At 39.3% G+C, this 21,562-nt stretch carries 19 protein-coding genes and 1 tRNA gene; 11 read left to right on the top strand and 9 right to left on the bottom strand.

Features of this window, described 5'->3' with window-relative positions; all coding sequences use genetic code 11:
* Nucleotides 1-142: 142 nt before the first annotated feature.
* The gene (locus AC1M9I_RS07160; RefSeq protein WP_481593242.1) at nucleotides 143-2,338 is read left to right on the top strand and encodes a bifunctional SulP family inorganic anion transporter/carbonic anhydrase; all 2,196 of its coding nucleotides are present in this window, start codon (nucleotides 143-145) and stop codon (nucleotides 2,336-2,338) included.
* A gap of 58 nt (nucleotides 2,339-2,396) precedes the next feature.
* Here AC1M9I_RS07160 and AC1M9I_RS07155 read toward each other — a convergent pair whose 3' ends face one another.
* From AC1M9I_RS07155 to AC1M9I_RS07140, 4 genes are all read right to left on the bottom strand, one after another.
* Nucleotides 2,397-2,714 carry a hypothetical protein gene (locus tag AC1M9I_RS07155; protein WP_092767300.1) on the bottom strand — a complete coding sequence of 106 codons (318 nt, stop codon included), beginning with the start codon at nucleotides 2,712-2,714 and terminating at the stop codon, nucleotides 2,397-2,399.
* A gap of 113 nt (nucleotides 2,715-2,827) precedes the next feature.
* Nucleotides 2,828-3,127, bottom strand: coding sequence for a hypothetical protein (locus AC1M9I_RS07150; protein WP_481594771.1), 300 nt, complete (start codon nucleotides 3,125-3,127; stop codon nucleotides 2,828-2,830).
* 116 nt (nucleotides 3,128-3,243) lie between these two features.
* Nucleotides 3,244-4,131 carry an SDR family NAD(P)-dependent oxidoreductase gene (locus tag AC1M9I_RS07145; protein WP_092767298.1) on the bottom strand — a complete coding sequence of 296 codons (888 nt, stop codon included), beginning with the start codon at nucleotides 4,129-4,131 and terminating at the stop codon, nucleotides 3,244-3,246.
* A 241-nt stretch (nucleotides 4,132-4,372) separates the two neighbouring features.
* Nucleotides 4,373-5,650, bottom strand: coding sequence for an O-acetylhomoserine aminocarboxypropyltransferase/cysteine synthase family protein (locus tag AC1M9I_RS07140; RefSeq protein ID WP_035263942.1), 1,278 nt, complete (start codon nucleotides 5,648-5,650; stop codon nucleotides 4,373-4,375).
* A 298-nt stretch (nucleotides 5,651-5,948) separates the two neighbouring features.
* On the opposite strand from AC1M9I_RS07140, the gene ettA reads away from it, so the two are divergent.
* Complete coding sequence (gene ettA, locus AC1M9I_RS07135; protein ID WP_035263944.1) at nucleotides 5,949-7,610, top strand: energy-dependent translational throttle protein EttA; 1,662 nt, start codon at nucleotides 5,949-5,951, stop codon at nucleotides 7,608-7,610.
* A 51-nt stretch (nucleotides 7,611-7,661) separates the two neighbouring features.
* On the opposite strand, the gene AC1M9I_RS07130 is transcribed toward ettA, so the two are convergent.
* From AC1M9I_RS07130 to AC1M9I_RS07110, 5 genes are all read right to left on the bottom strand, one after another.
* A complete protein-coding gene (locus AC1M9I_RS07130) occupies nucleotides 7,662-7,967 on the bottom strand; it encodes an SEL1-like repeat protein (RefSeq protein ID WP_051586493.1) in 306 nt (101 codons plus the stop codon).
* 158 nt (nucleotides 7,968-8,125) lie between these two features.
* Nucleotides 8,126-8,467: a zinc-ribbon domain-containing protein gene (locus AC1M9I_RS07125; RefSeq protein ID WP_481593244.1), complete on the bottom strand. Its 342-nt coding sequence runs from the start codon at nucleotides 8,465-8,467 to the stop codon at nucleotides 8,126-8,128.
* A gap of 105 nt (nucleotides 8,468-8,572) precedes the next feature.
* Nucleotides 8,573-8,648 (bottom strand) — tRNA-Glu (locus AC1M9I_RS07120).
* A gap of 114 nt (nucleotides 8,649-8,762) precedes the next feature.
* Nucleotides 8,763-10,271 carry a glutamate--tRNA ligase gene (gene gltX / locus AC1M9I_RS07115; RefSeq protein WP_481589160.1) on the bottom strand — a complete coding sequence of 503 codons (1,509 nt, stop codon included), beginning with the start codon at nucleotides 10,269-10,271 and terminating at the stop codon, nucleotides 8,763-8,765.
* A gap of 127 nt (nucleotides 10,272-10,398) precedes the next feature.
* A complete protein-coding gene (locus AC1M9I_RS07110; protein ID WP_481610862.1) occupies nucleotides 10,399-10,713 on the bottom strand; it encodes a DUF4179 domain-containing protein in 315 nt (104 codons plus the stop codon).
* Nucleotides 10,714-11,117: 404 nt separating this feature from the next.
* On the opposite strand from AC1M9I_RS07110, the gene AC1M9I_RS07105 reads away from it, so the two are divergent.
* The 9 genes from AC1M9I_RS07105 to AC1M9I_RS07065 all read left to right on the top strand — a co-directional run bounded on the left by AC1M9I_RS07105 (nucleotide 11,118) and on the right by AC1M9I_RS07065 (nucleotide 21,552).
* Nucleotides 11,118-12,092, top strand: a complete 975-nt coding sequence (locus AC1M9I_RS07105) for a sulfate ABC transporter substrate-binding protein (protein WP_481591513.1) — start codon at nucleotides 11,118-11,120, stop codon at nucleotides 12,090-12,092.
* 239 nt (nucleotides 12,093-12,331) lie between these two features.
* Complete coding sequence (locus AC1M9I_RS07100) at nucleotides 12,332-13,348, top strand: sulfate ABC transporter substrate-binding protein (RefSeq protein ID WP_481589159.1); 1,017 nt, start codon at nucleotides 12,332-12,334, stop codon at nucleotides 13,346-13,348.
* Nucleotides 13,349-13,532: 184 nt separating this feature from the next.
* Nucleotides 13,533-14,456, top strand: a complete 924-nt coding sequence (gene rsmH, locus AC1M9I_RS07095) for a 16S rRNA (cytosine(1402)-N(4))-methyltransferase RsmH (RefSeq protein WP_481591473.1) — start codon at nucleotides 13,533-13,535, stop codon at nucleotides 14,454-14,456.
* Nucleotides 14,456-14,800, top strand: a complete 345-nt coding sequence (ftsL, locus tag AC1M9I_RS07090; protein WP_035263955.1) for a cell division protein FtsL — start codon at nucleotides 14,456-14,458, stop codon at nucleotides 14,798-14,800. The genes rsmH and ftsL overlap by 1 nt, the downstream gene beginning before the upstream one ends.
* A gap of 9 nt (nucleotides 14,801-14,809) precedes the next feature.
* Nucleotides 14,810-16,639, top strand: a complete 1,830-nt coding sequence (gene ftsI, locus AC1M9I_RS07085) for a penicillin-binding protein PBP3 (protein ID WP_481593246.1) — start codon at nucleotides 14,810-14,812, stop codon at nucleotides 16,637-16,639.
* Between the two features lie 7 nt (nucleotides 16,640-16,646).
* The gene (locus AC1M9I_RS07080; protein ID WP_481610861.1) at nucleotides 16,647-18,143 is read left to right on the top strand and encodes a UDP-N-acetylmuramoyl-L-alanyl-D-glutamate--2,6-diaminopimelate ligase; all 1,497 of its coding nucleotides are present in this window, start codon (nucleotides 16,647-16,649) and stop codon (nucleotides 18,141-18,143) included.
* 9 nt (nucleotides 18,144-18,152) lie between these two features.
* A complete protein-coding gene (locus AC1M9I_RS07075) occupies nucleotides 18,153-19,556 on the top strand; it encodes a UDP-N-acetylmuramoyl-tripeptide--D-alanyl-D-alanine ligase (RefSeq protein ID WP_481593248.1) in 1,404 nt (467 codons plus the stop codon).
* The gene (mraY, locus tag AC1M9I_RS07070) at nucleotides 19,557-20,675 is read left to right on the top strand and encodes a phospho-N-acetylmuramoyl-pentapeptide-transferase (RefSeq protein ID WP_092767279.1); all 1,119 of its coding nucleotides are present in this window, start codon (nucleotides 19,557-19,559) and stop codon (nucleotides 20,673-20,675) included. It begins immediately after the preceding gene.
* A gap of 70 nt (nucleotides 20,676-20,745) precedes the next feature.
* Entirely contained in the window at nucleotides 20,746-21,552 is an 807-nt protein-coding gene (locus tag AC1M9I_RS07065) for a putative RNA methyltransferase (RefSeq protein ID WP_179998864.1), read from the top strand.
* Nucleotides 21,553-21,562 lie beyond the last annotated feature (10 nt).

Raw genomic sequence — 21,562 nt, 5'->3', positions numbered from 1 at the left:
TTTAAATAAATGAAGAACATCAAGGTGATTTATTTTAAATGTAAACTTTAAGATGGTATAAAACAATAAGAAAAACTTAATAATCAATTCACTTCAAAATTATTTTTAACTTTATAAGTCATATAATTAAGAGAAATTAAACATGAGTATATCTCAAAATAAAGAGCTGAAACCTCGATTTTATAGTCGTGATTTGCTCTCAGGTCTGGTTGTTTTCCTTGTTGCACTTCCGCTTTGTTTGGGCATAGCTCATGCATCAGGTGCACCACTCATTTCAGGCATTATTGCTGGCGTGATTGGTGGAATCGTTGTTGGTTTTTTTAGTGGCTCACATATCAGTGTATCTGGTCCCGCTGCAGGCTTAGTGGCGATTGTATTGACCCAAATTGAATTACTACAAGGTAATTATCAAGCCTTTTTGTTCACATTGTTTTTAGCTGGAATTTTACAAATATTATTTGGTATTTTTAGGTTAGGTGTTTTCTCAAATTTCGTACCCACCAATGTGATTTTGGGATTGCTTGCCGCGATTGGTCTGCTACTGATTATCAGTCAATTACCTAAATTGATTGGTTTAGATGTCAAAGGCTTTGTTTTGATTGATCAATGGTCAATTCTATCTGTACTGAGTCATATTGATATTGGCTCAGGATTAATTGGTCTAAGTTGTATTGCGTTAATCCTACTGTGGGATAGTAGTAAATTAAAAAAACTGCCGCTGCCTTCAGCCTTGATTGTGGTGATATTTGCTGGACTTCTTAACTTTATCATGTTGAAAATCGGCTCTCCATATGCAGTAAACCCTCAACAATTGATTAATCTTCCGAATATCTTTTCTGGTTCAGAAACGATTTTCCAGTTTCCAGATTTTTCGTATTGGAATAATAGTTTAATTTATACGGGTGCAATTACATTAGCGGTGGTAGCTTCTCTTGAAACACTATTGAATTTAGAAGCTGCCGATAAGATGGATCCACAAAAGCGCTCATCACCACCGAATCGTGAATTATTTGCACAGGGTGTTGGAAACTCTATGTCAGGATTGATCGGTGGTATGCCGATTACCTCAGTCATTGTTCGTAGTTCAGTGAATGCAACCAGTGGGGCTAAAACCAAATTTTCTGCAATCTTTCATGGTTTTTTACTGATTGTTGCAGTGGTGGCGCTCACCCCATTAATCAATGCGATACCGCTATCTTCATTGGCAGCAATCTTAATCTTGACTGGATTTAAATTGGCAACACCAAGCCTATTTAAACGGATTTATGCGCAAGGTTGGAAACAATTTTTACCTTTTATTGTCACGGTAGTTGCAATCATTGCAACTGATTTACTGAAAGGCATCATGATTGGTCTAGTGATCAGTTTATTGATTATCTTACAGAGTCATTTACACCGTGGTGTACGTGTGATCCATGAAAAACACTTGCATGGTTCACTTACCCGTATTGAATTAGCACCGAATTTAAGTTTTTTAAATCGTGCCGCACTCGTCACCGCTTTAGAAAAAGTTAAACCGCATGAAAATGTGCTAATCGATGCATCCAATACCTATTATATTGATCCAGATATCTATCAAATTATTAAGGACTTTCAAAGTGAAGTGGCGGTAAAGCAGGGGATAAAAGTTAATTTACAAGGTTTTAAAGCACATTATCCTGAAATAAAAGAGGACGAGCTCGATCTTGATGTGAGTACGCAAGAACTCCAAAAACAGCTCAGTCCTGATCAAGTTTTACAGATGCTAAAAGACGGGAACTTGCGTTTTATTAATCATCAGCGTTTACACCATAATATTGCTCGCCAAATTCAAGTTACGTCAAATGCAGGGCAACATCCTATTGCTGCAGTGTTGGGTTGTATGGATTCTAGAGCACCGACAGAGCGCATTTTTGATGTAGGAATCGGTGATTTATTCAGTTTGCGTATTGCTGGAAATATTGCTGGTCAAAAAGTCGTGGGCTCTTTAGAGTTTGCATGTAAAACCAAAGGTTCAAAACTGATCGTGGTATTGGGGCATACGGACTGTGGTGCGGTAGGATCTGCTTGTCATTTATTTGAGCAAAAGGTGGATTTGAGTCAACTAAAAGATACACCGAACGTTCAGCATTTTTTGAAGCCGATTATGCAGGCGGCGGAAACAGTCAAAAATGATATGAGTAATTATCAACTTACAACCAATTTTATTGATGCCGTAACTGTGTTAAATGTGCGAAATAATATTAATTATATTATTAAAAATAGTGACACGTTAAGAGACATGATTGAGCGTAAAGAGATTGGGATTGTTGGCGCAATCTATGATGTGAAATCTGGTCAAGTCAACTTTTTATCTTAAATGATCTCATTTCATCAGTAAGTGATATTAAAAACCTCCCAAATGGGAGGTTTTTAATTTATCCATTAATCATGGGGACAATCCAGCTGGTTAAGATCAATAAAATCCCGAGATGACCTAATTTTCGTGAAATTTTTACGAATTTTGGAACTGATTGTTCGATCTTTTGTGCATAGTCTTGTAGGTTGGCAGCTTTAGTTTGGCGGCTATGCCACAAGAATACGGCAAGATCGATACAGATGAGAATAGTTCCTACATCTGCGACTACGTCTAAAACTTTAAATTCTTGAGTATAAAAACCGAGAGTAACTTGATAAATGAGGAATATCGCAAATGCGATGGCTGCACATTGCAGCACTAAAGCTAAACCACGCATAAGTACAAAGCATAAAATCAATAAGATGCAAGGTTTATAACATAACTCTGCCGCCTAACGAATGATCTCAAAATTTTTTTTACGCCTAGATTTGAACCCAATCATGATTAGCACTAAATAAGATTCGGTAAGATCAAGCTGAATGCAATAGTGCCTAAACCTATTTTTGACAAATGATATGCATAAGACTTTGGTGCTTTGGCATGATTCATCTGCTGTTGATCCAATTCAGTTTTATTTTGAGCATCGGCTGGTTTTATGTTGAATCCCAGCTCAAGCAAAATTAAAAATAAACCTAGCTGTAATAAGGTGTCGAATGAGTAATGTTGCTGAATAATCATGCTCATGATTTGAGTAAAAATCAAAACAGCAACTGCTAGAAAAAATAATTTAAAAAAATAAATTTGAGCCATGACAAACTCCTATTTTATGTTTTGATCATGGCATTTAATTCTTAAAGAATAATTAAAATCACACAGTGAAAATGTAACAAGATCATCTCACAAAGTACTTAAATTAACTTGTTCGATCACCAATGTTCGCCAGGAAATAGTCGGGCATATGCACGCTGTACAATGTTTAATTTCTCTTGGCGACCGACAGAAGCAGTAGAGCTTGGAAATAAATTAAATCCAATCGACATCAATTTATTATTAATATCAGGTGCAATTGCATAAGTAATTGATGCAAGTTTTCCAAGACCAGTCGCTACCTTTTTTGGACGGTTCACAATAGCACCAGCGATTAAATCTGCAGCTTGATTCGGTGAAAGTGCTGGCACGTATTTATATATTTTAGTTGGAGCGATCATCGGCGTTCTGACCAAAGGCATGTAGACCGAGGTGATAGCGATATTATGCGCATGGACTTCAGCTGATAGGCAACGGCTAAATGCATCCAATGCAGCTTTTGAAGCGACATATGCAGAGAAGCGTGTAGCATTGGCTAATACACCAATTGAACTAATATTAATAATATGTCCACGTTCACGGTCTATCATATGTGGAAGGATATTTAAAATGAGGCGAACAGCACCAAAATAGTTGAGTTGCATCGTGCGTTCAAAATCGTGAAAACGGTCGATGGACTCATGGACTGCACGGCGAATCGAACGACCTGCATTATTAATTAAAATATCAATATGTGTGACGCTATTGAAGATTTGTTGCGTTACAGCATCGATTGAACTCATATCATTCAAATCACAAGGAAAAATGTCAGCTTTTCCCCCTTTTTGCTCAATCTCATATTTTACTTGTTGTAAAGTTTCCTCAGTTCGTGCCACCAATAATACATGCGCACCTGCCGCAGCCAATTGATGTGCAACAGTTAAACCGATACCACTGGACGCGCCTGTAATCAGAATATTTTTTCCATGGACACGTTTTTTAAAACGCTGTTCTAATTTTTTATTCACTTCATTCTCCCTGTAAATGCAATGAATTGTGGAACACGTATTTTTAAACGTGTCATACAAATCAGCATAGTGGAAAAATGAAAATAAACCATGGCATAAGTTTATGAATTTATTGTAAAAATTAGAGTAAATGCTCTAATTTTTTATTGTGGTAATACGAATAAAATAATTGAAAAAGACGATATGGTAAATGAGGATAAAGCCCCAGTCATGAGGCTTTATTTCTAATGTATTACCAAGATTAAACTTGAGCGAGCGCTTGTTCTAGGTCGGCGATTAAATCGTCAGCATGTTCGATTCCAATAGATAAGCGAACCATATCCGTAGAAACGCCAGCAGCTTTTAACTCTTCTTCATTCAGTTGGCGATGCGTTGTAGTTGCTGGGTGACATGCTAAGCTTTTTGCGTCACCGATATTCACCAATCGTGTGAATAATTGTAGGGCATCTATAAAGCGAGTTCCGCCTGCTAAGCCATCCTGTACACCAAATGAAAGAATTGCTGAAGGTTTGCCCTTAACGTATTTCTGAGCTAAAGCATGTTGCGGGTGATCAGGTAGTCCTGCGTAATTTACCCATTTTACTTTTGGATGAGCTTGTAAATATTGAGCAACTTTTAAAGCATTTTCAGTATGACGTTCCATACGTAAACTTAATGTTTCTAAACCTTGCAGGATTAAGAAAACATTTTGTGGGCTAATCGCTGCACCTGTGTTGCGTAATGGCACGACACGAGCACGTGCAATATAAGCTGCTTCACCAAGCGCTTCGACATAGTTCACGCCGTGATAGCTTGGATCGGGCGTATTTAATGCTTTAAAACGATCTGGATATTTACCCCAAGGGAATTTACCGCTGTCAACAATGATACCGCCGATCGAATTACCATGTCCGCCGATGTACTTGGTTAGAGAGTGAACAACAATATCTGCACCAAATTCAAAAGATTTTTGAAGCACTGGTGTAGCAACTGTATTGTCCACAATTACAGGAATGCCAAGTTCATGTGCAAGCTTAGAAATCGCTTCTAAATCAATAATATTGCCGAGAGGATTACCAATAGACTCAACGAAGACTAATTTAGTTTTTTCATCAACAAGTGCTCGCAAACTTTCTGGATTTTGATAATCGAAGAAGCGCACTTCGATCCCTTGTTTTGGTAGCGTATGTGCAAATAAATTATATGTACCACCATAAAGTGTAGATACAGAAGCGATATTGTCCCCAGCTTCAGCAATGGTTTGAATGGCATAGGTAATGGCTGCCATACCTGATGCAAGTGCTAATGCGCCGATCCCACCTTCGAGTGCTGCAATACGTTGTTCAAGCACAGCAGTCGTTGGGTTCATAATCCGTGTATAAATATTCCCAGAGACCTTTAAATCGAATAGGTCTGCGCCATGTTGCGTATTATCAAATGAGTAAGACGTCGTTTGATAAATGGGTACCGCAACTGCTTTAGTCGTTGGTTCAGGTGAGTATCCAGCATGGATGGCGAGGGTTTCGTCCTTATATGTCATTTTGAGATCTTCTTGTGGTTTAAAAATTGTTCAATGAGAATATAGCACCCTAATCATATTATAAAATTTATAAAATATTGAAAAAGTTATCTAAAATTCTCATATGTTGCTCATTTAAAAGCCATATTCTTGTGCACTTTGAATGGTGAATTTGATGAAAAAATAATCTTGTAACATTCCTTGCAAGTTCGGGCGTATGGCTTATGTTTTTATCGTATTCATCGTATAATGCTCCCTAATTATTTGTCCGCGATTTGTATTTACAGCGGATTTTGTTTTTTTTATAGAGGAGTCCTACGTGGCCCAATATATTTACACGATGAACCGTGTCTCTAAGATGGTTCCGCCTAAGCGCGAAATCCTTAAAGACATCTCTTTATCATTTTTCCCGGGCGCTAAAATTGGTGTTCTTGGTTTAAACGGTGCAGGTAAATCTACCTTGCTTCGTATTATGGCTGGCGTAGATAAAGATTTCTCTGGTGAAGCTCGTGCACAACCAGGTATCAAGATCGGCTACCTTGAGCAAGAGCCGCCATTAGATGAAACAAAAGACGTTCGTGGCAACGTTGAAGATGGCGTTCGTGAAGCACTTGATGCATTAGCTCGTCTTGATGAAGTTTTCGCTGAATATGCAGCTGAAGATGCCGACTTTGATGCACTTGCAAAAGAGCAAGAAAAGCTTGAAGCAATTATTCAAACTTGGGATGCGCATAACTTAAATAACCAGCTTGAACAAGCAGCGGCAGCTTTAAACTTGCCAGCTTGGGATGCTGATGTCACTAAATTGTCAGGTGGTGAGCGCCGTCGTGTGGCACTTTGCCGTTTGCTCTTGTCTAAACCAGACATGTTGCTTCTTGACGAACCGACGAACCATTTGGATGCATCATCTGTTTCATGGTTGGAACGTTTCTTAAAAGATTTCCCTGGTACAATCGTTGCGATTACGCATGACCGTTATTTCTTGGATAACGTTGCTGAGTGGATTCTTGAGCTTGACCGTGGTATGGGTATCCCTTATCAAGGTAATTATTCTTCTTGGTTAGAGCAGAAAAATGCCCGCTTAGAGCAAGAACAGAAGCAAGAAGAATCTTTTGCTAAAGCATTGAAAAAAGAACTTGAATGGGTTCGTTCTAATGCAAAAGGTCAGCAAAAGAAAAATAAAGCACGTATGGAACGCTTTGAAGAGCTTAACTCTCGTGAATTCCAACAACGTAACGAAACGTCTGAAATCTACATTCCACCTGGTCCACGTCTAGGGAACAAGGTTGTGGAAGTTGAAGGTATCAGCAAATCGTTTGGTGATCGTACGCTTTACAAAGATTTATCTTTTGTTGTTCCACCTTGTGCGATCGTGGGTATCGTGGGTGAGAACGGTGCGGGTAAAACCACACTATTCCGTATGATGACAGGTGAATTACAACCTGATACAGGTACGGTAACGCTAGGTGAGTCAGTTAAAGTGGCTTACGTGGGTCAGATTCGTGACACCTTAGATAACAATAAAACGGTTTGGGAAGAAGTTTCTGGCGGTTTAGATATCTTACGTATTGGTGAATATGAAATCGCATCACGTGCATATATTGGTCGTTTTAACTTTAAAGGCCAAGATCAGCAGAAGCGTGTAGGTCAATTGTCAGGTGGTGAGCGTAACCGTTTACAACTTGCGAAAATTCTACAAATGGGCGCAAACGTTATCCTTCTCGATGAACCATCGAACGACTTGGATATCGAAACTTTACGTGCGCTTGAGGATGCAATTTTAGTATTCCCAGGTACTGTAATGGTCATCTCGCATGACCGTTGGTTCCTAGACCGTATTGCAACGCACATCTTGTCATTCGAAGGTGAAACACCAGAATTCTTCACAGGAAACTATGCTGAGTTCGAAGAATACCGTCGTAAACGCGATGGCGATGATCTAGTGGCTAAGCGCCAAAAATATCGCAAAATTGGTGGTTAATTCCATCTAATAAAAAACCAGCCTTCAGGCTGGTTTTTTTATGAATTAATTTTATGAAAATGCTAAAAGACTATAAGCTTGAAGTAGAGTTCTTTTTGCATTTTCATTTCCAGCATTCGCTGATTGGTTCAGCCATTTTTCAGCAATTTGATAATTTCGATCCAAACCTAGTTCACCATTTAAGTAACTCAGACCTAATTGATATTGTGCTTCAGCATTCCCACGTAATGCATCACGTAGGTATAACCACATTTGATTTCGAGGGTTTAAGGATGTGGATGGCTCGAGATTGGATAAATTAGCCGTTCGAGTACGTTTTAGATCAAAGAATAGTGATTGAAATAGTTTTATTATCATTATGGTTCTCCTTGCTTATCCATGCAAAAATGAGATCTATTTCATTAAATTATGCTCTTTTGAAGGTTTTGTCTACTACTCATATATAAAATTTAAATTTATTTAATTTTAAGTCCTAAAAGCTCAAATGAGCTTTTAGGACTGATGAAAATAAACAATTAATTTTCCCATTCGTGATTACATTCACGGCATTTCCATTTCTTTTGAGATTGCATGAAGGCTTGCATCGAAATTTTGAAATCTGGTAAATCTTTCCAGAACATCACACCCGCTATCACTGCAATTAAAAATACGATCACAGTTGCAATTTGAAGTGTCTCACCAGCACCATTACTAAAAATCATCAATACAAGGCTAATAATGACCAATAATAGGAGTAAAAATAGAGTGGGTACGAGGATAATTAAGCTTTTAGGAACATTTGGTCGTACAGCAGGTGCATTGGCACTTGCTAAAGGAAGAATTTTACGACTTTGACATTTAGGGCATTGGTACTGCATGAGCGCTCCGTATTTCTTTTGCTTAATTCTATAACATCGAAACTAAAATCAAAAATGTATAGATGAAAAAAAACCACTGATCGAGGTCAGTGGTTTTTTAGAATTTGGCGTCCCTACGGGGATTCGAACCCCGGTTACCGCCGTGAAAGGGCGATGTCCTAGGCCTCTAGACGATAGGGACTTATGAGGCAACACAGTTAATGCTATAAAAGCAATCTAGGTATCAAGCTAAGTGCTCAATCTGTGTGAGCGCTATATTAGGGATATAACACTCATGCGTCAATAAAAAATTTAATTAAGCTTCATCAACTGCATCATTTTTCGGCAATTTTAAGCTTTCATTCAATTTTTCCCATACTTTAAGCTCTTTTTTACTTGGACCGCCAACGATTTCGAGTGCATGACGCAGGCGAGCAAAAGTCAAATCAGGACCAATGGTCACCATGGTTTGCATCACTGGCGTTGAAGCAGTAGAACCCGCAATGGCAATAAAGAACGCAGGCATAAAGTCACGTAATTTAATTTCCATTTGTGCAGCTAAATCCATTAGCGTTTGGCTAACAGTGTCATTATTCCAAGTAAATAAGCTTTCTAAGCGCCAAATTGCAAATTGTAGGCTTTGACGAACTTGCTCTTCAGATAACTTTTTACTTTCGAATTGTGCTTTAGACAGTGTAGGGAAGTGATTAAAATAATGTGCTGACCAATTCACTGCTTCAGACAATAGGTTAATACGTGGTTGAATTGCCGCTGCAATTTCTTCTAACTTGGCACGATCTGCCTTCCACGCCAATAAAGTATCTAAAAGCTCAGCAGGGCTAAGTGCTTTGATCCATTGCCCGTTTAACCAATTGAGTTTTTCTACATCGAAAATTGGACCCCCAAGCGATACACGTTGGATGTCAAAATTCTCGATCATCTCAGCCAAATTGAACTTTTCGCGTTCATCTGGCATTGACCAACCCATACGACCCAAATAGTTTAATAATGCTTCTGGTAATACACCGATATCTTTGTAGTAATTGATTGAAGTTGGGTTTTTACGTTTAGATAGTTTTGATTTATCAGGGTTACGTAAAAGTGGCATGTGGCAAAGCACAGGCATTTCCCAACCAAAATATTGATAAAGCAATTGGTGTTTAGGAGCAGATGGAATCCATTCTTCACCACGAATCACGTGAGTGATTTCCATTAAATGGTCATCAACAACGTTTGCTAAGTGGTAAGTTGGTAGGCCATCGGTTTTCAGCAGAATTTGCATATCAACTTGTGCCCATGGGATTTCTACTTCACCACGCAGTAAGTCATTAAATTTACAAATCCCTTCTTCAGGTACTTTCATGCGAATAACATGCGGTTCGCCAGCCGCTAAACGTCTTTCAACTTCTTCTGGCGTATGTTTTAGACCACGACCATCATAACGAGGAGATTCACCACGTGCTTGTTGTTCTGCACGCATTTGATCTAATTCTTCAGCAGTGGCAAAACAATAGAATGCATGACCTTTTTCAACCAGTTCTAACGCATATTTTTTATAAATATCCATACGTTCAGATTGACGATATGGCGCATGAGGGCCACCCACATCTGGACCTTCTGACCAATTTAAACCTAACCAGCGCAATGAATCGAGAATCATTTTTTCTGATTCAGGTGTTGAACGGAGTTGGTCTGTATCTTCAATACGTAAGATAAATTCACCGCCATGCTGTTGAGCAAAGCATAGGTTAAATAATGCGATATAAGCAGTACCTACATGGGGGAAACCTGTAGGAGATGGTGCAATACGAGTACGAACTGTCATAGCCAGAAAAAGTTATCAAATAAAAATTGGTTTTATTATAGCAAAAAGCCCAGTGGCTTAATGATTAATTCATTAAATCGGACTGGGCTAAATTTGGCTCAATTGGGGAGATTGAGAAAAATGGTGCTTAAGATGTGTGCTGAGGAAATAAACTTTGTAAAAAACGCGAAAACTGTTGGTGTTGCGATGCTAGAAAGTTTTGCGTTGGAGCATTCTTAATAGAGGTGATCACTTTAATCTGATCCGTCTCTGAAGAAGGTTTGTTCTCAGCACGTTCACGTTTTTGTTGAGTCAATGCGCGTTCGATAGGTGTTAAAGACTTTTCAGCAACACTAGAGTTTTGTAGTGATTTAGCAGGGTTTTGTAACGCTGCTGCATGTGTCTGGCTCATACCAAAAACACATAAAGTTAAGCTGAACGCTTGTAAATAGCACAAATTCATTTCAATTTTCCCCTATTTTGAATTTATTGTAAGAGTAATTAGGTTTACATTTTAAACATAAAATTCACAAAAGTACAAATGCATCACACTTTCTTACAATTTTTATTCAACAATCCTTAAGTTACTCAACCTGTAGCTGAAATAAATTTTGCCTCTTTTTATCAATAAAATATGGAGATTCGGTGAAGATATGATGTTATGCGGTAAATTTTAAAGAGAGTATAAGTGATAAAAATGCAATTCATATGAAGAAAATGTATATAAAATTTAGATATTTACAATGATTTAATTCGTCTATTGAATACATTGTGACTGAAGTAAATAAAAAATATAGTGCAATTCATAAATGTAATAAAAAAGAGATTTTAATGAATAAGCACTTTTTCAATAAATTATTGGGCACAATGAGTATTGGGGCATTGTTGTTCAGTATGACTGCACAGGCGAATACATCATTTTTAAATGTTTCTTATGATCCCACTCGCGAATTTTATCAAGAATATAACCAAAGTTTCGGTGAGTTTTGGAAAAAACGTACTGGTCAAGACGTGCAATTTAAGCAATCTCATGGTGGATCTGGGAAACAAGCACGTGCTGTAGCAACAGGATTACAAGCAGATGTTGTGACCTTGGCACTTGCAAATGATATTGAAGAAATTGTAAAAGCAGGTTATATCAATAAAAATTGGCAAAAAGAATTTCCCAATAATTCAGCACCCTATACATCTACCATTGTTTTTTTAGTAAAAAAGGGCAATCCAAAAAATATCAAAGACTGGAATGATTTAGTCAAACCAGGTGTTGAGATCATTACCCCGAACCCAAAAACAGGTGGTGCGCCACGATGGATTTATTTATCTGCATGGGGCTATGCACTTAAACAGCCTGCCGGAAATGATGCCAAAGCTCGTGAGTTAGTCAAACGATTATACAAAAATGTCAAAGTGTTAGATTCAGGAGCCCGTGGATCACTCACGACTTTTGCTGAACGTGGAATTGGTGATGTTTTACTGTCTTGGGAAAATGAAGCGCTCTTAGCGACGCAAGGTTTGGGGCAAGATAAATTTGAAATTATTTATCCATCCATTTCAATTCTAGCTGAGCCTTCTGTTGCCATCGTAGATAAAACCGTAGATAGAAATGGGAATCGTAATCTCGCAAAAGGATATCTTAACTATCTGTATTCACCTTTGGGGCAGGAATTAGCTGCTAAACATAATTTTCGACCACGTAATGAAAAAATCGCAGCTAAATACAGTACTAAATTTCCAAAGGTACAATTATTTACCATCGATAAAGTATTTGGTGGTTGGGCGAAAGCGCAGCAAACGCACTTTGTAAATGGCGCTATTTACGACCAAATTTCAGCAGAAAAATAATCTATTTTTAGAACTTATGTGAATGGATAGCGATATGCTATCCATTTTTAATTATAAGAAATCCATAAAATACTATATATTTGAATATAGACTGTATTTAAGATGATTTATGAATTAATTCATAATCTTGAAAGAAAAATGGTAGCAATATAACGTAAATCACATGTCCAAATTAAATTGATGAATATGATTTTATTTCATATATTTAGATTAATTATGTATATCTAGATTTTTTGACTATGAAAACTCAATTTAAAGCCTTGCTTACAGCGGGCTTACTCGCAACAGGTTTATCGTTCAGCGTATCTTCTCAAGCAGCACAACGTGATTTCCTGAATGTATCTTATGATGCGACTCGTGAATTTTATGATGAGTTTAATCAGTCATTTGGTCAATATTGGCAGTCAAGAACTGGAGTGAAAGTCAACTTTAAACAATCTCATGGTGGCTCAGGTAAACAAGCACGCTCTGTGGTTGATGGCTTGAAAGGCGACGTTGTCACTTTGGCTTTGGCAAATGATATTGAAGAGATCGTGAAATCGGGTCAAATCAATAAAGGATGGCAAAAAGAGTTCCCTTATAACTCTGCACCTTATACATCAACCATTGTTTTTATGGTGCGTAAAGGTAACCCTAAAAAAATTCAGGATTGGCAAGATCTTGTTAAGCCGGGTGTAGAAATCATCACACCAAACCCTAAAACAGGTGGACTACCACGCTGGGTATATTTATCAGCTTGGGGTTATGCACTCAAACAACCAGGTGGTAATGAAGCGAAAGCAAAAGACTTTGTCGGCAAGATGTACCATAACGTTAAAGTGATGGACTCTGCGGCGCGCGCTTCTATGACGACATTTGCTGAGCGTAAAATTGGCGATGTGTTGCTCACTTGGGAAAATGAAGCACTGGTCACTCAAAAAGCCTTGGGCAAAGATCAGTTTGATATTGTTTATCCATCTATTTCGATTTTAACAGAGCCTTCTGTTGCCATCGTTGATCGTACTGTAGATAAAAATGGCAATAAATGGTTGGCAACTGGCTATATTAACTATTTATATTCACCATTAGGTCAGGAGATGGCTGCTAAGCATTTCTATCGTCCGCGTAATGCTGAAGTGTTAGCAAAATACTCAAAACAATTTCCTAAGTTAAAAACATTCACCATTGATGAGGTTTTCGGTGGTTGGGCAAAAGCACAACAAGCACATTTTGTGAATGGTGCGATTTTTGATCAGATTTATAACAGCCGTCGTTAATATACCGAAGTAATTGAAATTCAATAAAAAAGCCTCTAAGTGAGGCTTTTTTATTTGAACATTCCAGTGAATGAAACGGTTTTGCCTATAGAAAGTAAAATTTACCTACAAAAAGTCGTTTGGAGCTTTATTAAAACAAGGTAATAATGTGCAGTTAAATTTTTAGATGTTCTGAAACGTTATTATGTCGCATATTTCTGTATTACTTCATGAAACTGTAGATGCTCTATTGGGTGGGCGTAATACAGGGATTTATGTAGATGGCACCTTTGGTCGAGGAGGTCATACTCGGCTTCTCTTGTCTAAATTAGATGAACATTCTCGTGTCTATGCATTTGATAAAGATCCGCAGGCTTTGGCTGTGGCTGCTCAGTTAGAACAAGAAGATCCAAGATTTACCATTATTCATGCAAGTTTTGCAGATATTAAAACAGCCTTAAATCAACGCGGTGTTGAAACTGTGGATGGTGTTATGGCAGATTTGGGTGTGTCATCGCCACAACTTGATCAGGCCGAACGTGGTTTCAGCTTTATGAAAGACGGTCCACTGGATATGCGAATGGACAACTCTCAAGGCTTAACTGCAGCGCAATGGTTGGTTGAAGTTGATGAAGAGCATTTAGCGAATATTATTTTTCAGTATGGTGAAGAACGATATAGCCGCCGCATTGCGAAAGCGATTAAAGCAGCAGGTTATATTGAGACTACAGGTCAATTGGCTGAAATTGTAAAAGTTGCCCATCCGAAATGGGAAAAAAATAAGCATGCTGCGACACGTACATTCCAAGCAATTCGAATTGAAATCAATAAAGAATTAGAAGATGTGCATGCTTTTTTACCTGAAGCACTGGATATGCTTCATAATGGAGGTCGATTAGCGGTCATCAGTTTCCATTCCTTAGAAGATCGAATTATTAAACAATTTATTCAAAAAGAGTCGACTTTAGCTGAGGATGATGGTTGGGGCTTACCTCAGAAACCTAAAGAAACTCGTCGTTTGAAAAAAATTGATCGCGTACGCGCGAGTGAAGAAGAAGTGAAACAAAATCCGCGTTCTAGAAGTGCTTGGTTGCGAGTTGCAGAGCGTATAAATTTTAAAGGCGAATAATGAAAAAGGAAAAAGACGTAGAACAACAGGAACCTGTAGCAACGCCCTTGGTGCGTAAAAAAATACTGATCTATAGCATTTTAACCGCTATGGTCATGGTGAGCGCATTTATGGTGGTCTATCAGGTCTATTCTTATCGTCAAGATTTTCGTGAATTCAATACGCATATGCGTGAGCTTGAAGACATCAATGCTGAATGGGGTCGTCTACTTATTGAGCAACAGACATTTGGAGCGACTGCACAGATTGGGACACGTGCAGTGACACAATTACGTATGTATTCACCACCAACATCACAGACTGTGGTGATTTCACTTCCTGCTGAAACCGCGAAAAATCAATAGGCACGCTGAATGGTTGATAAAATCAAAACAAAACAAACACGTAAAAAACAGCAGCCCATTACACAGAAAAGAACCGTTGCTGTAGATATGTGGCGTTTCTATTTAATGTGGGGCTTAGTCCTGACATTTTTTGTGGTATTGGTTGCACGTGCCTTTTATGTTCAAATTGTGAACAAAGACTTTTTGCAAAATAAAGCCAACGCAAAAATTTTACGTACTGAAAAATTAAGTGCGATGCGAGGGGTTATTAGCGACCGTAATGGTGTGCCATTAGCAATTAGCACACCGATTATGAAGGTGGTGATTGATCCTCAACATTATTTTGAAACTAAAGCAACTTTTGATGAAATCACTGAAGAGTTAAAAAAGAATCCAACCAGTCGTAAATTAAAAAATCAGTTACCACAGGAAAACCTGAATTTAGATGAGCTAGCAGATGCAGTTGGGTTGGATCGAGCTGACCTCAAAAAGCGTGTTCAAGATCGAGCTCGTTCACGTTATTTAGTATTGAAAAAAGAAGTACCACCTGCTCAAGCGGCTCTGTTAGCACAACGCAATTTTGCTGGCGTATATTCTGAAAAATCATATAAACGTTATTACCCACAACCACAACCCAACTCTCAAATCATTGGTTTAACCAATACCGAGGGAACAGGGATTGAAGGTTTGGAGATGCAGCTGAATAAGCGGCTTGCAGGGGTCAATGGCGAACAGAAAATTGTACGTGATAAGCATGGTAACCGTGTTCAAGTTCCAGAAGTTATTAAAGAAGTTGAAGCTGGGGAAAATATTACACTCAGTATTGATTCTCGATTGCAATACATTATGTATCGAGAGCTTACCGCGGTAGGTGTGGCAAATAATGCACGTTCTGCTACAGCAATTGCGGTCGATGTCAAAACCGGTGAAATTCTAGCGATGACCAGTTGGCCGTCGTATAACCCGAATGATAAAAAAAGTTTATCCAATAAAGATGCAATGCGAAATCGCGGTGCAGTTGACTCGTTTGAACCAGGTTCGACGATGAAACCATTAACGGTGGCGATGGCGCTTGAAAGTGGTAAGTACACTGCAAACTCAGTCGTTAATACCACCCCAGGGTCGATGCGTGTCGGTAATCATACAATTCGTGATACGCATAATTATGGAGCGCTTACTTTAGGTGGCATTATTCAAAAATCCTCCAACGTAGGTGTAGCGAAAATTGCCTTATCTTTGCCTTATCCGACTTTACCAACGTTCTATAAGCGTCTTGGTTTTGGACAGCGTTCGGCTGTTAAATTCCCTGGTGAAAGTCCAGGTCTGATCTTACCGCCAAGTAAATGGAATATTTCAGAAGTTGCAACCATGTCCTATGGATATGGTCTCAATGCCACGGTACTGCAATTGGCAGACGCTTATGCCATGCTGGCAAATAAAGGGAAGAAAGTTCCTTTAAGTTTGTACAAGTTGGATGAAGCTCCTGAAGGTGAACAAATGCTTGATCCTAAAATTGCGGATCAAGTCTTGTTAATGATGGAGACAGCAACATTACCAGGCGGTACAGCGACTCGTGCTCAAATACCAGGTTATCGTGTTGCAGGTAAAACGGGTACAGCACACAAATTACGTGCTGACCGTAAAGGTTATTCGACCAATGAATATCGAGCTTTATTTGCAGGTGTTGCACCTGTAAGTGATCCACGTTTGGCGATGGTCGTCGTGGTCGAAAATCCAAAAGGCACATATTATGGTGGAACTGTATCAGCACCTGTTTTCGCAAAAGTAATGCAGGAATCGCTGAGACTATTAAACGTACCGTTGGATAAACCCTTAGATACTCCAAAATCCATTCCATAGGTGATGAATGTCGATTACATTTCAACAAATCTACGCTGTAGATCATCCAGCAGAATGGATGCAACAAGCATTTAATGGCTTCCAGTTGGATAGTCGTAAAGTTGAAGCGGGACAAGTGTTTATTGCTTTGACCAGTCTTTCTCAACCTGAAAAAACTGCAGAATATGCACAGAAGGCACTGGATCTTGGTGCTTTGGCTATTATTTCAGAACAAGATTTAGGTTTAACGCCAAGTTTAATCGTTCCGAATGTGCGTATGCTCATGGGACAATGGCAGAAAGATTATTTGCAACAGACACAGCCAGTAAATCCACTTCGAGTATTGGCTGTCACGGGAACCAATGGTAAAACGACCATTTCAAGGCTTGTTGCAGAGCTATTGGTGTTAAGCAAACACCCATGCGCGGTGATGGGGACGACAGGGAATGGGATTTTACCTCACCTTGAAGCATCTACACATACCACGTTAGATGCGTTGCATATGCAAAATCAATTGCATACTTATGTTCAGCAGGGAGCTGAGTTTGCTGCTATTGAAGCAAGCTCCCATGGTCTTGAACAGGGGCGTCTCAATGGAACGGCAATTGAAATTGCAGCTTACAGTAATTTAAGTCGCGATCATTTGGATTATCACAAGACTTTAGAGGCCTATGCAGAAGCTAAATCACGCTTATTTCAGTTTGAGAGTCTTAAAGTTGCAATCATCAATATCGATGATGCTTACGCAAATATCATGCTTAAAGCGGCGGAGCAAAATTCAGCAAAACCTAAAATTTTGACTTACTCCACCACTCGACCCGCGGATTACCGTGTTGAAAAGATTCAATATAGTTTAGACGGTGTTCATTTTAAATTGGTGACCAAGACCCAAAGCTATTTAGTGCATAGTCCGTTATTGGGTCATTTTAATATTGAAAATGTGGTTGCGAGCTTAATCTCTGTTGAACAGGCAGGTTTAGATTTATCTCAGTTAGTCGCTTTAGTTCCTCAGCTAAAAGGCGCGCCAGGGCGTATGCAAGTATTGCGTGATCAAGATCGTTTGTTTGTCGTGGATTATGCGCACACTCCTGATGCATTAATTCAGGTTCTTCAAACATTAAAACGTCATGTTTCACAGCAATTATGGGCTGTGTTTGGGTGCGGTGGTGATCGTGATCGCGGTAAACGACCATTAATGACACAGGCTGCTTTAGATCATGCAGATGTTGTATTGCTTACCTCAGATAATCCACGTACTGAAAACCCAGAACAAATTTTTGCTGACATGAAGGCTGGAATTGAATTTTCGAACAGAGAGGTTCATGAAATTCATGATCGTCGTGAAGCGATTAAGTTTGTAGTGAAAACAGCAAAAGCAGGTGACATTGTTGTGATTGCAGGCAAAGGCCACGAAAATTATCAAGAGATTGATGGTGTTCGTCATTGGTTTGATGATGTGGTAGAAGTCCAAGCAGCCATTAAAGGTCAGCATGCGACTGAGCCAGCATCTTATCCAGCAGACTAAGGAATCATTATGCACACATCTACTACAAGTACTGCGACACTTGACCCATGGACTTTGTCTGATCTTGTTGCTGCAACTCAAGGGTATTGGTTGAATGATAAAAAACCGACTGGAGAAGTAAAGCGTATTTTGACAGACTCACGTCATGCGGAGTCGGGGGATGCTTTTTTAGCCCTGAAAGGTGAGCGTTTTGATGCGCATGAGTTTGTTCAACAAGTGGCTGAAAGAGGCTGTCAGATTGCGATTGTTGAGCGGCCTTTAGACATTGATATTTGTCAGTTGGTGGTAACAGATACGAGATTAGCATTAGGTATGCTTGGTGCATTTCGTCGCGCTCAACATGCGCAATTAAAAGTTATCGCACTGACTGGTAGTAGCGGCAAAACCACGACTAAAGAAATGCTTGGTAGTATTCTTGCTCGCAAAGCACCGACATTGATCACGCGAGGTAATCTCAATAATGATCTGGGTGTGCCTATGATGCTATTGGAGCTTCGACCAGATCATGAATATGCAGTGATGGAGCTCGGAGCAAGTCATCAAGGAGAAATTGACTATACCTCGAAGCTCGTTCAACCTCATGTTGCGGGTATTATTAATATTGGTACAGCTCATCTTGGTGAGTTCGGTGGGCGTGACGGAATTTGTAAAGCTAAATCTGAAATCTATAGTCATGTTTCAGAAACTTCGATCGTGCCAGCAGCTGATGATTATATAGACCAGATCCGTCAAAGTGTAAAAACAATAAAAATCTTAAGTTTTGGAGAAGGTGGCGATGTCTATGCTTCAGATATTCAGCTGAATCCACAAAGTGCACAATTTAAATTGCATACGCCTGTAGGTGTCCAACCCGTGGATTTACCTTTTGCTGGTGAGCATAATGTTCAAAATGCTTTGGCAGCTGCTGCATTTGCATTGTCATTAAATATCAGCTTGGATGATATTGTCACGGGTTTAGAACAAGCTGTGGGTGCAAAGGGGCGTTTGAATTTTATTCAAAAAAATGATTTTTTATTTATCGATGATACATACAATGCCAATCCGACGTCGATGCGTGCAGCGGGTGAAGTGCTTGCACAGCAAGAAGGTATTCGTGTCATGGTGATTGGGGATATTGGTGAGTTAGGTCCGACTGCTGCTCAACAACATTATTTACTCGGGCGAGATTTGGTTTCGATTCGCGGACTCAACTTTGTCGTTGCTGTTGGTGAGTTTGCACCAGCAACACAGGAAGGCGCACGTAGTACTCAGTACGGGAAAAAGTTACAAGCTTTCCTCAATCAAGAGCAAGCTCTACCATTTTTAATTAGTCTAATCGAAACACATCAACCGCAAAAAATGAGTTTCTTATTCAAAGGTTCTCGTTATACCCATATGGAAACGTTGATGGCAGATTTGATGGAGAAACTCTAAATGCTGTTATGGTTATTTGAACAACTTTCCGGCTATCACAGCTCGTTCCAAGTGGTTCGTTATTTAACATTACGTGCGCTGCTCAGTGTCTTGACAGCACTCACGATAGGCCTAGTTCTTGGTCCTGTTATGATCCGTAAGTTACAAGCTTTAAAATATGGCCAAGCGGTAAGTTCTTTCGCTCCGGAAAACCATGCCAAAAAAATGGGAACACCAACCATGGGTGGTCTCCTTATTTTGCTTTCTATTGGGATTTCAACTTTACTTTGGGCAGACCTTTCAAACCCTTATGTTTGGATTGTGCTTGGCGTGATGGTAATATTTGGTGCCGTAGGTTGGGCTGATGACTGGATTAAAATCCGTTATAAAGACAATGCAGGTTTGCCAGCGCGTAAGAAGTTTTTTTGGACATCTGTCGCTTCTTTGGGTGCAGGGATATCACTCTACGTAATTGCGACTCAGCAAACTAATCCTGTACACACTGCGAATATGTTGGATTTGCTGATCCCTTTCTTTAAAGATCTTACAATTCCTTTATCGGTAATCCCTTTAGGGATCGGTTTTATCATATTCACTTATTTAGTGATTAACGGTGCGTCGAATGCTGTTAACCTGACTGACGGTTTAGATGGTCTTGCAATTATGCCAATTGTATTGGTTGCGGCGGGCCTAGGGGTGTTTGCTTATTTGGCGGGTGATGTTCGTTTTGCAAATTATTTACATATTCCCTATGTGAAATATTCATCTGAACTCGTTGTTATTTGTGCTGCAATGATAGGTGCAGGTTTAGCATTCCTTTGGTATAACGCGCATCCTGCACAAGTATTTATGGGAGATGTTGGTGCCTTGTCGCTTGGAGCGATGTTGGGAACTATTGCGGTGATGGTACGTCAGGAAATTGTATTTGCAATTATGGCGGGTGTATTTGTAGTCGAAGCAGTTTCTGTATTCTTACAAATCGGTTCGCTTCGTATGCGAAATAAACGTGTTTTCCTTATGGCGCCGTTACATCATCACTATGAAAAGAAAGGATGGCGTGAAACACAGGTGGTCATCCGTTTCTGGATTATCACAATTATGCTGGTAGTTTTAGGTCTAATGACCTTAAAATTGCGCTAAGCAAGAATCAAATGAGATCAAGTCGGCTTATGCCGGCTTTTTTCATCGCTAAAATTTTTTGGAGAAAATGATGAATCTGTTGATGTGTCCTGTTTGTCGCGAGGCATTGGCGCTTGAGGGGAAAACATGGCGCTGCAAGAGTAATCATAGTTACGATATTGCAAAGCAAGGTTATGTGAATTTGCATGTCGTACAGCATAAACATAGTAAAAATCCTGGGGATACCCCCGAGTCTGTTCAAGCTAGACGGTCATTTTTATCAGCGGGATTCTATGCGCCATTACAGCAAGCTGTCGTTGCTAAAATACGAGAATTACGTATTGAAAATCTTCTAGATATTGGTTGCGGTGAAGGATATTACACCAATGCAATGGAAGCTGAAGCGATACAAGTTGTAGGGGTAGATATTGCTAAAACTGCAGTTCAGGTAGCAGCAAAATTAAATCAAAATGTCACTTGGGTTGTGGGTACGGGGGCTGTGTTGCCTGTTTTAAGCGAGACCATCGATTTATGTACCAGTTTATTTAGTCCTATTCCCGAGGCGGAAATATTACGTGTATTAAAATCATCGGGGTATTTAATGGTTGTTACCCCAGGTCCACAACATTTATATAAAATGCGAGAAGCACTATTTGAAGAAGTTAAAGCACATGAGCCACATAAATTTGTAGCGCAGTTGAGCGAGCACTTTGAATTAATTGATGAAAGCTTAATCCAAGCACCATTGGTGTTAAACCAAAATGATTTAAAGTCTCTTATCGCAATGACGCCATATGCTTATAAGGCGAAGCCTGAACGGCGTGAGCAATTAGAGCAAGTTGAAAAATTTGAATTGAGTGCAGAGTTTCAGATCTATATTTTAAAAAAGAAAAGTTAAAAGAAGCCCT

Source organism: Acinetobacter sp. ANC_7553 (genome assembly GCF_056779895.1).
This window is presented reverse-complemented; position numbering and strand designations above follow the sequence as displayed.